The sequence below is a fragment of the Exercitatus varius genome (assembly GCF_029577735.1).
GTDB classification, from domain to species: Bacteria; Pseudomonadota; Gammaproteobacteria; order Enterobacterales; family Pasteurellaceae; genus Exercitatus; species Exercitatus varius.
Genome location: NZ_JARQTO010000004.1, coordinates 83,587 through 96,027, shown reverse-complemented (window position 1 = coordinate 96,027; position 12,441 = coordinate 83,587). Strand labels below are relative to the sequence as shown.

Annotated in this window: 16 protein-coding genes; 4 read left to right on the top strand and 12 right to left on the bottom strand. The window is 47.3% G+C overall.

Features of this window, described 5'->3' with window-relative positions:
• Nucleotides 1-16: 16 nt before the first annotated feature.
• The 11 genes from P7M01_RS05510 to cysQ all read right to left on the bottom strand — a co-directional run bounded on the left by P7M01_RS05510 (nucleotide 17) and on the right by cysQ (nucleotide 7,653).
• A complete protein-coding gene (locus P7M01_RS05510) occupies nucleotides 17-373 on the bottom strand; it encodes a hypothetical protein (protein WP_317483346.1) in 357 nt (118 codons plus the stop codon).
• Nucleotides 374-486: 113 nt separating this feature from the next.
• Nucleotides 487-1,941, bottom strand: a complete 1,455-nt coding sequence (gene gnd, locus P7M01_RS05505; RefSeq protein WP_317483347.1) for a decarboxylating NADP(+)-dependent phosphogluconate dehydrogenase — start codon at nucleotides 1,939-1,941, stop codon at nucleotides 487-489.
• A 137-nt stretch (nucleotides 1,942-2,078) separates the two neighbouring features.
• Nucleotides 2,079-2,411 (bottom strand): n-acetylglutamate synthase, encoded by a 333-nt coding sequence (locus P7M01_RS05500; RefSeq protein ID WP_317483348.1) that lies wholly within the window; start codon nucleotides 2,409-2,411, stop codon nucleotides 2,079-2,081.
• Between the two features lie 154 nt (nucleotides 2,412-2,565).
• Nucleotides 2,566-2,823, bottom strand: coding sequence for a hypothetical protein (locus P7M01_RS05495; RefSeq protein ID WP_317483391.1), 258 nt, complete (start codon nucleotides 2,821-2,823; stop codon nucleotides 2,566-2,568).
• A 48-nt stretch (nucleotides 2,824-2,871) separates the two neighbouring features.
• Nucleotides 2,872-3,075, bottom strand: coding sequence for a hypothetical protein (locus tag P7M01_RS05490; protein ID WP_317483394.1), 204 nt, complete (start codon nucleotides 3,073-3,075; stop codon nucleotides 2,872-2,874).
• 103 nt (nucleotides 3,076-3,178) lie between these two features.
• A complete protein-coding gene (locus P7M01_RS05485) occupies nucleotides 3,179-3,442 on the bottom strand; it encodes a hypothetical protein (protein WP_317483349.1) in 264 nt (87 codons plus the stop codon).
• Nucleotides 3,439-4,143, bottom strand: coding sequence for an aspartate/glutamate racemase family protein (locus P7M01_RS05480; protein ID WP_202936556.1), 705 nt, complete (start codon nucleotides 4,141-4,143; stop codon nucleotides 3,439-3,441). Before P7M01_RS05480 ends, P7M01_RS05485 begins: the two co-directional genes overlap by 4 nt.
• Nucleotides 4,144-4,185: 42 nt before the next feature.
• On the bottom strand, nucleotides 4,186-4,476 hold the full coding sequence (locus P7M01_RS05475; RefSeq protein ID WP_202936555.1) for a YciI family protein: 291 nt from the start codon (nucleotides 4,474-4,476) through the stop codon (nucleotides 4,186-4,188).
• 24 nt (nucleotides 4,477-4,500) lie between these two features.
• Nucleotides 4,501-5,202 (bottom strand): 6-phosphogluconolactonase, encoded by a 702-nt coding sequence (gene pgl / locus P7M01_RS05470; RefSeq protein ID WP_317483350.1) that lies wholly within the window; start codon nucleotides 5,200-5,202, stop codon nucleotides 4,501-4,503.
• Between the two features lie 80 nt (nucleotides 5,203-5,282).
• Nucleotides 5,283-6,770, bottom strand: coding sequence for a glucose-6-phosphate dehydrogenase (gene zwf, locus P7M01_RS05465; RefSeq protein WP_202936553.1), 1,488 nt, complete (start codon nucleotides 6,768-6,770; stop codon nucleotides 5,283-5,285).
• Nucleotides 6,771-6,840: 70 nt separating this feature from the next.
• Entirely contained in the window at nucleotides 6,841-7,653 is an 813-nt protein-coding gene (gene cysQ, locus P7M01_RS05460; RefSeq protein WP_317483351.1) for a 3'(2'),5'-bisphosphate nucleotidase CysQ, read from the bottom strand.
• Nucleotides 7,654-7,774: 121 nt separating this feature from the next.
• Between cysQ and P7M01_RS05455 the strand changes: the two genes are divergently transcribed.
• The gene (locus P7M01_RS05455; protein WP_202936551.1) at nucleotides 7,775-8,521 is read left to right on the top strand and encodes an SDR family oxidoreductase; all 747 of its coding nucleotides are present in this window, start codon (nucleotides 7,775-7,777) and stop codon (nucleotides 8,519-8,521) included.
• Between the two features lie 69 nt (nucleotides 8,522-8,590).
• Here the strand turns inward: P7M01_RS05455 and nudE are convergent, their stop codons facing one another.
• Nucleotides 8,591-9,145 carry an ADP compounds hydrolase NudE gene (nudE, locus tag P7M01_RS05450; RefSeq protein WP_202936550.1) on the bottom strand — a complete coding sequence of 185 codons (555 nt, stop codon included), beginning with the start codon at nucleotides 9,143-9,145 and terminating at the stop codon, nucleotides 8,591-8,593.
• Between the two features lie 71 nt (nucleotides 9,146-9,216).
• Between nudE and hslR the strand changes: the two genes are divergently transcribed.
• From hslR to pckA, 3 genes are all read left to right on the top strand, one after another.
• On the top strand, nucleotides 9,217-9,627 hold the full coding sequence (gene hslR / locus P7M01_RS05445) for a ribosome-associated heat shock protein Hsp15 (protein ID WP_317483352.1): 411 nt from the start codon (nucleotides 9,217-9,219) through the stop codon (nucleotides 9,625-9,627).
• A gap of 82 nt (nucleotides 9,628-9,709) precedes the next feature.
• Nucleotides 9,710-10,579, top strand: coding sequence for an Hsp33 family molecular chaperone HslO (hslO, locus tag P7M01_RS05440; protein ID WP_317483353.1), 870 nt, complete (start codon nucleotides 9,710-9,712; stop codon nucleotides 10,577-10,579).
• A 207-nt stretch (nucleotides 10,580-10,786) separates the two neighbouring features.
• Nucleotides 10,787-12,403 carry a phosphoenolpyruvate carboxykinase (ATP) gene (pckA, locus tag P7M01_RS05435; protein WP_317483354.1) on the top strand — a complete coding sequence of 539 codons (1,617 nt, stop codon included), beginning with the start codon at nucleotides 10,787-10,789 and terminating at the stop codon, nucleotides 12,401-12,403.
• The last annotated feature ends 38 nt before the right edge of the window (nucleotides 12,404-12,441 follow it).

The following is a 12,441-nucleotide window of genomic DNA, read 5'->3' as shown; positions in this document are numbered from 1 at the left end:
GATTTTTTATCAGTTTTTATTTTTTAGTCGATTTTACTTTTCTAGTTTTTGAATTACTTACGGTTTTAGCTTGCGGATTTTCCTGTGCCTGAACCGCTTGAGGAGCCGGTTGCTGGTCCGGTTTTACAAAACCTTTTTCCTTCATGCAGGCATCAAATTTTACCTGATCCTGGCTGGCACCGACCGATTGCTGGCAGGCTTTCAACGCTTCTTCCACTTTTGGATTGCCGCCTTGTGCGCCCTGTTGAGGCATCGGTGCTTGGTTCATTTCACCCTGAGCCACGGCATCGTGCGGCGGTTCCGGACGATCGTTAGGTGATGAACATGCCGCTAAAGCCAATGTTGTCAGTGCAATACCGAGTAATTTTTTCATAATAAACCCCTTAATTTAAAAATAAAAAGTGGATAGGAAACGTTGCCTATCCACTTTTTTAGAGTTTCAGAACACCGATTAGTTCAGAAAACTATCTATTCCGTTCTTTTCGCCTACACGTCATAAGTGGTGGACGCCGTGTTGCCGCCGCGACCGGTCCAGTTGGTATGGAAGAACTCGCCGCGCGGTTTGTCCGTGCGTTCGTAAGTGTGAGCGCCGAAATAGTCGCGTTGCGCCTGCAATAAATTCGCAGGCACGCGTTCGGAAGTGTAACCGTCTAAGAAGGTAATCGCAGACGCCATGCAAGGCATTGGAATACCGACTTCGACAGATTTCGCCACCACTTTGCGCCAATCCGCCATGGCATTTTCCAGAATGCCTTTGAAATACGGATCGGAACCCAGGAACACTAAATCCGGATTCGTTTCATAGGCGTCACGAATATTGCCTAAGAATGCGCTGCGAATGATGCAACCTTCGCGCCATAATAAAGCGGTGGCGCCGTAATTGATGTTCCAGTCGAATTGCTCGGAAGCTTCGCGAATCAGCATAAAACCTTGGGCGTATGAAATGATTTTTGATGCCAATAACGCTTTACGCACCGCTTCAATCCAGACGTTTTTATCGCCATCAACGGGTGAAACGGTTTTATTGAATAATTTTGCCGCTTCGACACGTTGTTCTTTGAATGAAGACACGCAACGCGCGAATACGGCTTCGGTAATCAACGTCAACGGAATGCCGAAGTCCAACGCGTTGATACCCGTCCATTTACCCGTACCTTTTTGGCCGGCGGTATCCAGGATTTTTTCCACTAACGGCGTGCCGTCAGTATCTTTATATGCCAGAATATCCGTTGTAATGTCCACCAGATAGCTGTCCAGCTCGGTTTTTTTCCATGCTTTGAAAATTTCGTGCATTTCTTCGTAGCTTAAGCCCAGGCCTTCTTTTAAGAATTGGTACGCTTCGCAGATTAACTGCATATCGCCGTATTCGATACCGTTGTGAACCATTTTCACAAAATGGCCGGCACCTTCTTTGCCCACCCAATCGCAGCAAGGTTCGCCTTTGTCGGTTTTGGCGGAAATCGCCTGCAAAATCGGTTTTACATAAGGCCAGGCTTCCGGGTTGCCGCCCGGCATGATAGAAGGCCCGTGGCGTGCGCCTTCTTCACCGCCGGAAACGCCGGTGCCGATAAAGCGAATGCCTTTTTCCGCCAACGCCTGCGTGCGGCGGTTGGTATCCGGATAATTTGAGTTCCCGCCGTCAATAATGATATCGCCCGGTTCCAAATGCGGCAGTAAAGCGTCGATAAAATGATCTACTACGTCACCGGCACGCACCATTAACATGACTTTACGCGGTTTTTCCAGTTTCGCCGCGAGCTCTTCCAAAGAATATGCGCCGATAATATTCGTGCCTTTCGCCGCGCCTTCTAAAAACTCATCGACTTTAGAAGTTGTACGATTGTAAGCTACCACTTTATATCCGTTATCGTTCATATTAAGGATCAAGTTTTGACCCATTACCGCTAAACCGATAACGCCGATATCGCCTTTTACTGACATGTTGATCTCCTGTTTTGGTTAATTTATGACACGGAAAAAACTCTGAAAATTTTGACCGCACTTTTATTCTTTATGTTACCGGCAGCGCCGATTTCCACTAAGACGGTTCGCCTCACGGTTAATTCTGTTCGTGGCGTTTAAATTTCTCTGATTTGAGATTGTCCCGTTTCCAGCGTATCAAGCCACTGCCAACTTTCTTGCCCCAATAATTTATCATTATCCAAATGGAATTCGGTAATACATTTACCCAAACGGTTTTCCAGCCGAGTATTTAAATGCTGATAAGTAAAGGATATTTTATTTTCGCTTATCCATTTCCCAATCAGGAAACCTTTAGCTATTTCACCGCCGTAATATTCCGCCCAAATCATTTTATCTTGTTGATAATAATAAAATTTAGTTTCACCGCTGACTTCGCCGTTTTCACTGTTTTGCACGGCGGTAAAAATTTTATTGTTTAAGTTAAACATGTTTTGTTCCATTTGCTAAAGACGGCAAGCTCATTCGGCCCCCACCCCCACGATGGCGCGCGTCTCCTGACGCGTGCCTTTTAACTATTTTTAAGCACGCGTCAGGAGACGCGCGCTATCCAAAAAGAGCTATCCCCAAAGCGCTATCCAAAAATTATTTGCCAAAAATCGCCGCTAACTGATCTTTATCCAACACCACATCTCCATTTTCCAACACTAACGCGGGGATGCCGATGTAGCCGTTTTGTTTGACGCTTTCGAAGGCCGGGTGGTTGTCGCGTAATTTCAAAAAGGCTTTTAACCCTGCCGGATTGCCCACCATGTCCACTTTTTCCACGTCAATATTTAAGCGTTCCAGTTCGGCGAAAACCCCTCGATGGCGCGCGTCTCCTGACGCGTGCCTTTTAACTATTTTTAAGCACGCGTCGGGAGACGCGCGCTATCCCAAGCTATCCAAAAATTACTTATTAAAAATCGCCGATAACTGATCCTTATCCAACACCACATCCCCATTTTCCAACACTAACGCGGGGATGCCGATGTAGCCGTTTTGTTTGACGCTTTCGAAAGCCGGGTGGTTGTCGCGTAATTTCAAAAAGGCTTTTAATCCTGCCGGATTGCCCACCATATCCACTTTTTCCACGTCAATATTTAAGCCCCCCACGATGGCGCGTGTCTCCTGACACGTGGCTTTTAACTATTTTTAAGTACGCGTCGGGGGACGCGCGCTATCCAAAAAGAGCTATCCTCAAAGCGCTATCCAAAAATTACTTATTAAAAATCGCCGATAACTGATCCTTATCCAACACCACATCCCCATTTTCCAACACTAACGCGGGGATGCCGATGTAGCCGTTTTGTTTGACGCTTTCGAAAGCCGGGTGGTTGTCGCGTAATTTCAAAAAGGCTTTTAATCCTGCCGGATTGCCTACCATGTCCACTTTTTCCACGTCAATATTTAAGCGTTCCAGTTCGGCGAAAAACGGGGCGGTGTCTGGGCACCAAGGGGCAAAATAAACGATAGGTTTCATAGATTCTCCTGTTTTTCTAAAATAAAATTCACCGCCATTTCGCTGTGCAATGCGGCGGTATCGAAAAACGGCAGAGCGGAATCCGTTTGGTTGATAAGCAAGCCGATTTCCGTGCAACCCAGGATAACACCTTCGGCGCCAAGTGCGGTCAATTTTTCGATAGTTTTCAGATAAAAATCTTTGGATTCGGGTTTAATCACACCCAAACAAAGTTCGTCAAAGATAATGCGGTGGATTTCCCGCTGATCTCGTTGGTCGGGAACAATGGCGTTAACGCCCCGTTCCGTTAGACCGTCGCGGTAGAAATTATCGCTCATGGTGAAGGCGGTGCCTAACAGCGCCACGCAGCTTAAACCGCGCGCTTTTATGCGATTGGCCACCACATCTAAAATATGCAGAAAGGGAACGTTAATGCGGTCGGTAATTTGGCTGGCTACTTTGTGCATGGTGTTGGTGGCGAGCAGAATGCCGTCCGCGCCCGCCCGTTCCAGTAATTCCGCTTGTTCGGCAAGGATTTCGCCCGCTTTTTGCCAATCGCCGGATTTCTGGCATTGCACGATTTCTTCAAAATCCACGCTGGACATCAGTATTTTCGCGCTGCGGTTGCCACCCAGCGCCCGATTGACCGCACGATTGACGTTCACATAATAGGAAACCGTGCTTTCTGGGCTCATTCCGCCTAAAATACCGAGTGTTTTCATGTAAAACTCCTTAAATTTTGACCGCACTTTTGTTGATAACGGTTAAATTTGCAAATATTTTTCCAAGCCGACCGCCGTTTTGGACGGTAAAAATTCGGTGATCGTATATTCCGCCACCTTTTCCCGGTTGAACGGATCTTCGGCAATAATCCGATTCACTTCATCCAAATCGGCCGCATGAATTAATATAATGCCGCCGGTTCGGGGCTCTTTGCGACCGGACATCAGAAAAACGCCCCGTTGATAATATTTATCCAAAAATGCGCGATGCGCTTCCAAATATTGCTCGATTTTATCCAGCGGTTGAATGTAGTTTAACGATGCAATAAACATTTTAACCTCTCTGTGTTTGTGTTATTACTTTAACAATTTCGCCGCATCTTTATCCAAATACCATTCTGTTACGCCGTTTGTCGCCCGAATGCGAGCGGCGGGATAAGGCAGTTGTTCCGCCGGCGTGGTTTGAATTTGTTTTAAGATTTCCGCTTTTGCCAAACCTGTGACCAAATAGGTGATGCGTTTTGCCCGTTCGATTAATTTCGCCGTTTTGGAAATGCGGATTTGCCCGCTTTCCGGATGTTTGGCGATAATCGCCAGACGTTCATCGTCAAAATCCGTTTGATGGGGAAATAAAGAGGCGGTGTGGCCGTCGCCGCCCATGCCGAGAATAATCCAGTCAAAAACACCGTCGGAAATGACCGCACTTAATTCCGATTCAAAGCGTTTTAGCGCTTGTTCCGCCGGTTCTTCGCCGCGAATTCGGTGGATGTTTTCCGCCGGAATCCGAATGTGATCGAACAATAATTTTTGTACTTCGCCGTAATTGCTTTCGGGATCGCTCGGCGGTACCATGCGATCGTCGCCCCACCAAAAATGCAGATTTTTCCACCGCACTTTTGTGTTAAACGGTGCCGAAGCTAAGGTTTTGAACAGCAGTTTTGGCGTCGAACCGCCGGAAAGAGAAATATGTACGGGACGATTTAATTGGCTGTAAAGCACAAATTCCCGTGCGATTTTTTCCACCGCATGCTGGGCGGTCGGGAAGATTAGATAATTCATATTTTTCTCGCAGGACGCGCATACGCCCTTATAACAGTTTTGATATCAAGGAGCGCATGCGATACGCTCCTGCCGTCGGGTTAGATTTTTTTCTTCATCGTGCCCGAAGGTTTACGCCATACGCGTCCTTCGCGCGCGATAAGTTTATCCGCTTCCACCGGTCCCCAGGTACCGGCTTCGTATTCGTAAACGCGGCCCTGATTTTCTTTGTAATCTAAAATCGGTTGTACGAATTTCCAGCAAGCGTGAACGGCGTCGGTTCGGGCGAATAACGTGGCGTCGCCTTTCATGGCGTCGAGCAATAAACGTTCGTATGCGGTCAATAAATCGGCGGAAGAGCTGATGTCCGAATAACGGAAATCCATGGACACTTCTTTGGCGTCAAAGCCGGCGCCCGGTTTTTTCAAACCGAAAAACATGGAAATCCCTTCGTCCGGCTGGATGCGGATGATTAATTTATTATCCGGCGCATTTTGGCTGAAAACCGGATGTGGCGTGGTTTTGAAATGAATCACGATTTCCGTCACCCGGGTCGGTAGGCGTTTGCCCGTACGTACGTAAAACGGCACGCCCGCCCAGCGCCAGTTATCGATTTGGCAACGTAACGCCATGTAGGTTTCGGTGGTGGAATCGGACGGAACGCCCGCTTCTTCCAGATAGCCTTTAACCGGTTTGTCATCGACGGTAGACGCCGTATATTGACCTAACACCAGATTGTGTTTGAGATCTTCGTCGGTCAGCGGATGCAGACAATAAAGCACTTTGGCGGTTTCGTCACGCATGGAATCGGCGTTGATAATTGCCGGCGGCTCCATGGCGACCATTGCCAATACTTGCAATAAATGATTTTGGAACATATCGCGCATGGCGCCGGAACCGTCGTAATAACCGCCTCGTTGTTCCACGCCGATTTTTTCCGCACCGGTAATTTCCACGTAATCGATAAAGTTACGGTTCCAAAGCGGCTCGAACAAACCGTTTGAAAAACGCAGCACCAACAGGTTCTGAACGGTTTCTTTTCCTAAATAATGGTCGATACGGTAAATCTGATGTTCTTCGAAGAAACGGTGAATTTGCACGTCCAGCGCTTTGGCGGTTTTAATGTCGTAACCGAAAGGTTTTTCCACGATAATCCGTTTCCAGCCGAATTCTTCCGTATTTAAACCGTGCGCAGCCAGGCATTCCGGAATCACGCCGTACAGGCTCGGCGGAGTGGAAAGATAATAAAGCGTATTGCCGCAAGTTTGGTATTTATCGTGCAATTCGTCCAGGCGGGGCAATAATTTGACGTAATCCGACGAATCGGAAGTATTCACCGCCTGGTAATACAGATGAGAACAAAAATTATCCAGCGTTTCACCTTCGGCGTTTTCGTGAGTAATCAGGGTTTCGCGCATTTTTTGGCGGAAGATGTCGTCGGTCATGTCGGTACGGGCTACGCCCAGGACGGAAAAGTTTTCTTCCAACCGTCCGATTTTGTAAAGATTATAGAGTGCGGGAATTAACTTACGGTGCGTCAAATCTCCCGACGCACCGAAAATCACAATACAATTATTTTCTGCTTTCATTTTTTATCCTAATGCTTATCCGGAAAATCGTCGGTTAATAATGCCTGAATTCCGGCAAAAAATCTAATAGCTAGGACAAATTAAATCGAAAGACGGTCTTCCAGTCCACCGAGGCGTCGGCGGTAATGACGAAGTCAGGATTGACAAAGGTTTCCCGTTGATTATAGGTGAGCGGTCGATAGTGATCGTCCAGCGCATTCCCGCCCAATTCTTCCAGTAACAATTCGCCGGCGGCAGTGTCCCATTCGCCGGTTCTGCCAAGGCGGACGTAACAATCCGCTTGACCGTCCGCCACCATGGCGCATTTCAGGCCGCTTGAGCCGTGAACCACAAATTCCGCCCGAATATTCTCGTTCAAAATCGACCGCACTTTAGCGATAGCGAGTTCGGAACCGATGGCGATTTTCAGCGGTTTGCTCGGATCAATGCGACGCGCCCGCAGTCGCACGCAGCGTCCGTCCTGTAAACGAAAGGCGCCGTAATCTTTCATGGCGTAATGGGTAATCCCCGTTATTGGTGCGTAAATCACGCCGAGGGTCGGACGGTTATGCTGAATCAGGGCGATCAGAATGCCGAATTGTCCGGTACGGTTGATGAAATGTTTGGTGCCGTCCAAGGGGTCAATCAACCAATATTCCTGCCATTTTGACCGCAATTCCAGCGGCATTTCGCAATTTTCTTCGGAAAGCACGGGAATGTCGGGCGTAAGTGCGGTCAGTTTTTCCGTTAAAAATCGACTGATAAACAAATCCGCCTCGGTGACGGGCGTATTGTCGGATTTGGTGCGAACATGCACCGAACGGGCGTAAAAACGTTTTAAATGTTCGCCGGCCTGATGTGAAACGGCGATAACGGCCTGAAGTAAGTCTGGCGTGCGTTGCATAGAAGTTTTCCGAAGATTGGCGTAGTTTCATCTTATCAAAAAGCGGGTGAAGTGCAAGGCTTGACGTTATTGTCTGGGCGATCTATCTTAAAACGAAACAATAACCGAAAGGAGGAATAACATGGCAATTTTAGTGACCGGCGCATCGGCGGGATTCGGTAAATCCACCTGCCGCGCATTCGTCAAGGCGGGATATCCGGTTATCGGCGCCGCCCGTCGGTTAGACAAATTAGACGAACTGAAAGCGGAACTGGGCGAGAAATTTTACCCGTTACAAATGGACGTATCGGATCCGGCAAAAGTGGATGCCGCACTGGCGGGCCTGCCGGCGGAGTGGTCGGAAATCGATTTGTTGGTGAACAACGCCGGTTTGGCGTTGGGACTGGAACCGGCTTATGAAGTGGATTACAACGACTGGCTCACCATGATTCAAACCAATATTATCGGCTTGACTTATCTCACCCGTCGGATTCTACCGAAAATGGTACAACGGAATAAAGGGCACATTATTAATTTAGGTTCCATTGCGGGCAATTATCCGTATCCGGGCGGCAATGTGTACGGTGCGACAAAAGCCTTCGTCAAACAATTCAGCCTGAATTTGCGCGCCGATTTGGCCGGCACGGCAATCCGCGTCACCAATGTGGAACCGGGTTTATGCGGCGGCACGGAGTTTTCCAACGTACGCTTTAAAGGCGACGACGCCAAAGCCGCCGATTTATATGAAGGTGCGCACGCCATTCAGCCGGAAGACATTGCCAACACCATTTTATGGATTTATCAGCAACCGCCGCACGTAAACATCAACCGGATTGAAATTATGCCGGTTACTCAAACCTTCGCCGGATTGAAAGTGACGAAAGATTAACGGATTTTGCATATAAAAGTGCGGTCAAAAAATCCTTCGTTTTTTTACCGCACTTTTGGTTTATGCACGTTAATCCGCGGAAGACGCCGCCAGATAATCCCGCAAAGCATACAACGCCACTAAATTACGCGCTTCGCAAAAATCCGCGTCGTTGATTAAGCTGTCGATTTTTGCCAGCGGAAAGCGAACCAATTGCAAAGGTTCCGGTTCGTCTCCCGCCAGTTTGGACGGGTAAAAATCCCAAGCCAACAGAATATGCATCGGATTATTCATATAGCTGGGATTCGAGTTCACCGTACGCAAATGCCGGAATTTTCGCGCGCCTAAGCCGATTTCTTCCTGCATTTCGCGGTTTGCGCTTTGTTCCGGCGTTTCGCCTTTTTCCATCAAGCCTTTGGTGAACCCTAATTCATAACGTTCCGTTCCCACCGCGTATTCGCGCACCATTAAAATATCGTCGCCGTCAATCGGCAACACCATCACCGACGGCCGGGTCGAAGGCGTAAAGCGTTCGTAAGTACGGAATTCGCCGTTGCCGAATTTCAACTCCACCGCCTGAATTTCGAAAATACGACTTTTGGCCGCCACGGAAACCGCCAGAATTTCGGGTAATTGTTGGGTCATTTTTTGTTCTCTAATTTGACAAAGTACGGAATAACGATACCATAAGCCTGATTCAGCGTTAAGGGAAAATTATGGCAAAAAATACGCAGAAAAAGGTGTCGAATGAAAGCGACGACGTTCGTTTGGACAAATGGTTGTGGGCGGCGCGTTTTTATAAAACCCGTACCATTTGCAAAGAAATGATCGACGGCGGCAAGGTGCATTACAACGGGCAACGCACTAAACCGAACAAAGCGGTGGAAATCGGCGCCAAGATCACATTGCGTCAGGGCAATGACGAGAAAGAAGTGGAAGTGATTGCACTTTCCGCCCAACGCCGCGGCGCTCCGGAAGCGCAGTTACTATACCGCGAAACCGAACAAAGCGTCGAAAAGCGCGAAAAAATGGCGTTGGCCCGAAAAATGAACGCCATGCCGCATCCGGACAGACGTCCGAATAAAAAAGAACGCCGGGATTTGATGAGATTTAAACATCAGGAATAGATGTTTTACTTTTTCTTTACCGAATCAAAGTAAGATAAGCATCCCATTGAAATAACAATTAATTTTAGGAACGACAAACCAAATGACATACCAACAAGACAACGACAAACTCTACCGTTACCTCTTCAAAAACCGTGCCGTGCGCGGTGAATGGGTGCGCATGAATAAAAGTTTTACCGAAACGCTGAACACCCATCATTATCCGCTGCCGGTGCAAAATCTGTTAGGGGAAATGATGGTGGCGACCAGTTTGTTAACGGCGACGTTAAAATTTAACGGACACATTACCGTGCAGGTGCAAGGCGACGGTCCGTTAAAACTGGCTTTAGTGAACGGTACCGATACCCAGCAAATTCGCGCTCTGGCTCGCCTGCAGGGCGAAATTACCGACGATATGACATTGCACCAAATGATTGGTAAAGGCGTGTTGGTGATTACCATTACGCCGGAAGAGGGCGAGCGTTATCAAGGCGTGGTGGCGTTGGATAAACCGACCATTACGGAATGTCTGGAAGAATATTTTGAGCGTTCGGAGCAGCTAAAAACTCAATTAATTATCCGTACCGGAGAATTTAACGGTGAACCGGTGGCGGCGGGAATGCTGCTACAGATTATGCCGGACGGCTCGGGGTCGCCGGATGATTTTTCGCACCTTGCGACATTAACTTTCACGGTAAAAAATGAAGAAATTTTTGGGTTATCGGCGGAAGAAATGCTATACCGCTTGTATCATGAGGAGCATGTCGAGCTTTATGAACCGCAATCCGTTACTTTCCATTGCGGTTGTTCGGCGGAACGTTCGGGCGCTGCTTTATTATTGATTTCCGATGAAGAAATTAATGAGATTCTGGCGGAGCACAACGGCAGTATCGATATGCAGTGCGAATGTTGCGGTACGCATTATTTCTTTAATCGGGAAGCTATCGATAAACTGAGAATACAGCAACAATAGCGAAAAACACGGTCTGTTTGAGTGAAAACGACCGTGTTTTTTTCATTTATCATCATAAAAATTTGAAGTTGCTCACAAATCATGAAAAAAGTGCGTTCGAATTAGAACTAATTATCAAAAATTTGATCTAGTTAACATTTTTTAGAAAAAAATGGTTCTACAATGGTTGCACTTTGAATTTTAATTTTAATTACCAAGAGGTGAAGCATGACTGACTTAAACAAACTCGTTAAAGAACTGAATGACTTAGGTATTACCGATGTCAAAGAAATTGTGTATAACCCGAGTTACGAACAACTTTTCGAGGAAGAAACCAAACCAGGTTTGGACGGTTTCGATAAAGGTACGTTAACTACGCTTGGCGCGGTTGCCGTTGACACGGGAGTATTTACCGGTCGTTCGCCGAAAGATAAATATATCGTTTATGATGAAAAAACAAAAAACACCGTTTGGTGGAACAGTGAAGCGGCGAAAAACGATAACAAACCGATGACGCAAGAAACCTGGAAAAGCTTGAAAGAATTGGTGGGAAAACAACTTTCCGGTAAACGTTTATTCGTGGTGGAAGGCTTCTGTGGCGCCAGTGAAAAACACCGTATTCCGGTGCGCATCGTGACTGAAGTGGCATGGCAGGCTCATTTTGTGAAAAATATGTTTATTCGTCCGACCGAAGAAGAGCTGAAAAACTTCAAACCGGGCTTCACCGTATTAAACGGCGCAAAATGCACCAATCCGAACTGGAAAGAACAGGGTTTGAACAGTGAAAACTTCGTGGCGTTCAATATTAGCGAAGGCATTCAACTTATCGGCGGTACTTGGTACGGCGGCGAAATGAAAAAAGGTATGTTCTCTATGATGAACTACTTCCTGCCGCTGAAAGGCGTAGCGTCTATGCACTGTTCCGCTAACGTGGGTAAAGACGGTGACGTCGCCATTTTCTTCGGTTTATCCGGTACGGGTAAAACAACGCTTTCAACCGATCCTAAACGCCAATTAATCGGTGACGACGAACACGGTTGGGACGAATCCGGCGTGTTTAACTTCGAAGGCGGTTGCTATGCGAAAACCATTAATTTGTCTAAAGAAAACGAACCGGATATTTACGGTGCGATCCGTCGTGACGCATTATTAGAAAACGTTGTGGTTCGCGCGGACGGTTCCGTAGACTTCGACGACGGTTCAAAAACGGAAAACACCCGTGTTTCATATCCGATTTACCACATCGACAACATTGTGCGTCCGGTATCAAAAGCGGGTCACGCTACTAAAGTGATTTTCTTAACCGCCGACGCATTCGGCGTATTGCCTCCGGTTTCAAAACTGACGCCGGAACAAACCGAATACTATTTCTTATCCGGATTTACGGCGAAATTAGCGGGCACGGAACGCGGCGTAACCGAACCGACTCCGACATTCTCAGCCTGTTTCGGCGCGGCGTTCTTAAGCTTGCATCCGATCCAATACGCCAATGTGTTGGTAGAACGTATGAAAGCATCCGGTGCGGAAGCTTATTTGGTGAATACCGGTTGGAACGGCACGGGTAAACGTATTTCAATCAAAGATACCCGCGGTATCATTGACGCAATCTTGGACGGTTCAATCGAAAAAGCGGAAATGGGTCAATTACCGATTTTCAATTTATCCATTCCTAAAGCGTTACCGGGCGTTGATCCCGCTATTTTGGATCCGCGCGATACTTATGCGGATAAAGCTCAATGGCAGGCAAAAGCGGAAGATTTGGCCGGTCGTTTCGTGAAAAACTTTGTGAAATATACGGAAAATCCGGAAGCGGCGAAACTGGTTTCTGCCGGTCCGAAAGCCTAATATCGAATAAAATATAAAAATAAAGGCCGAGTGTTTTA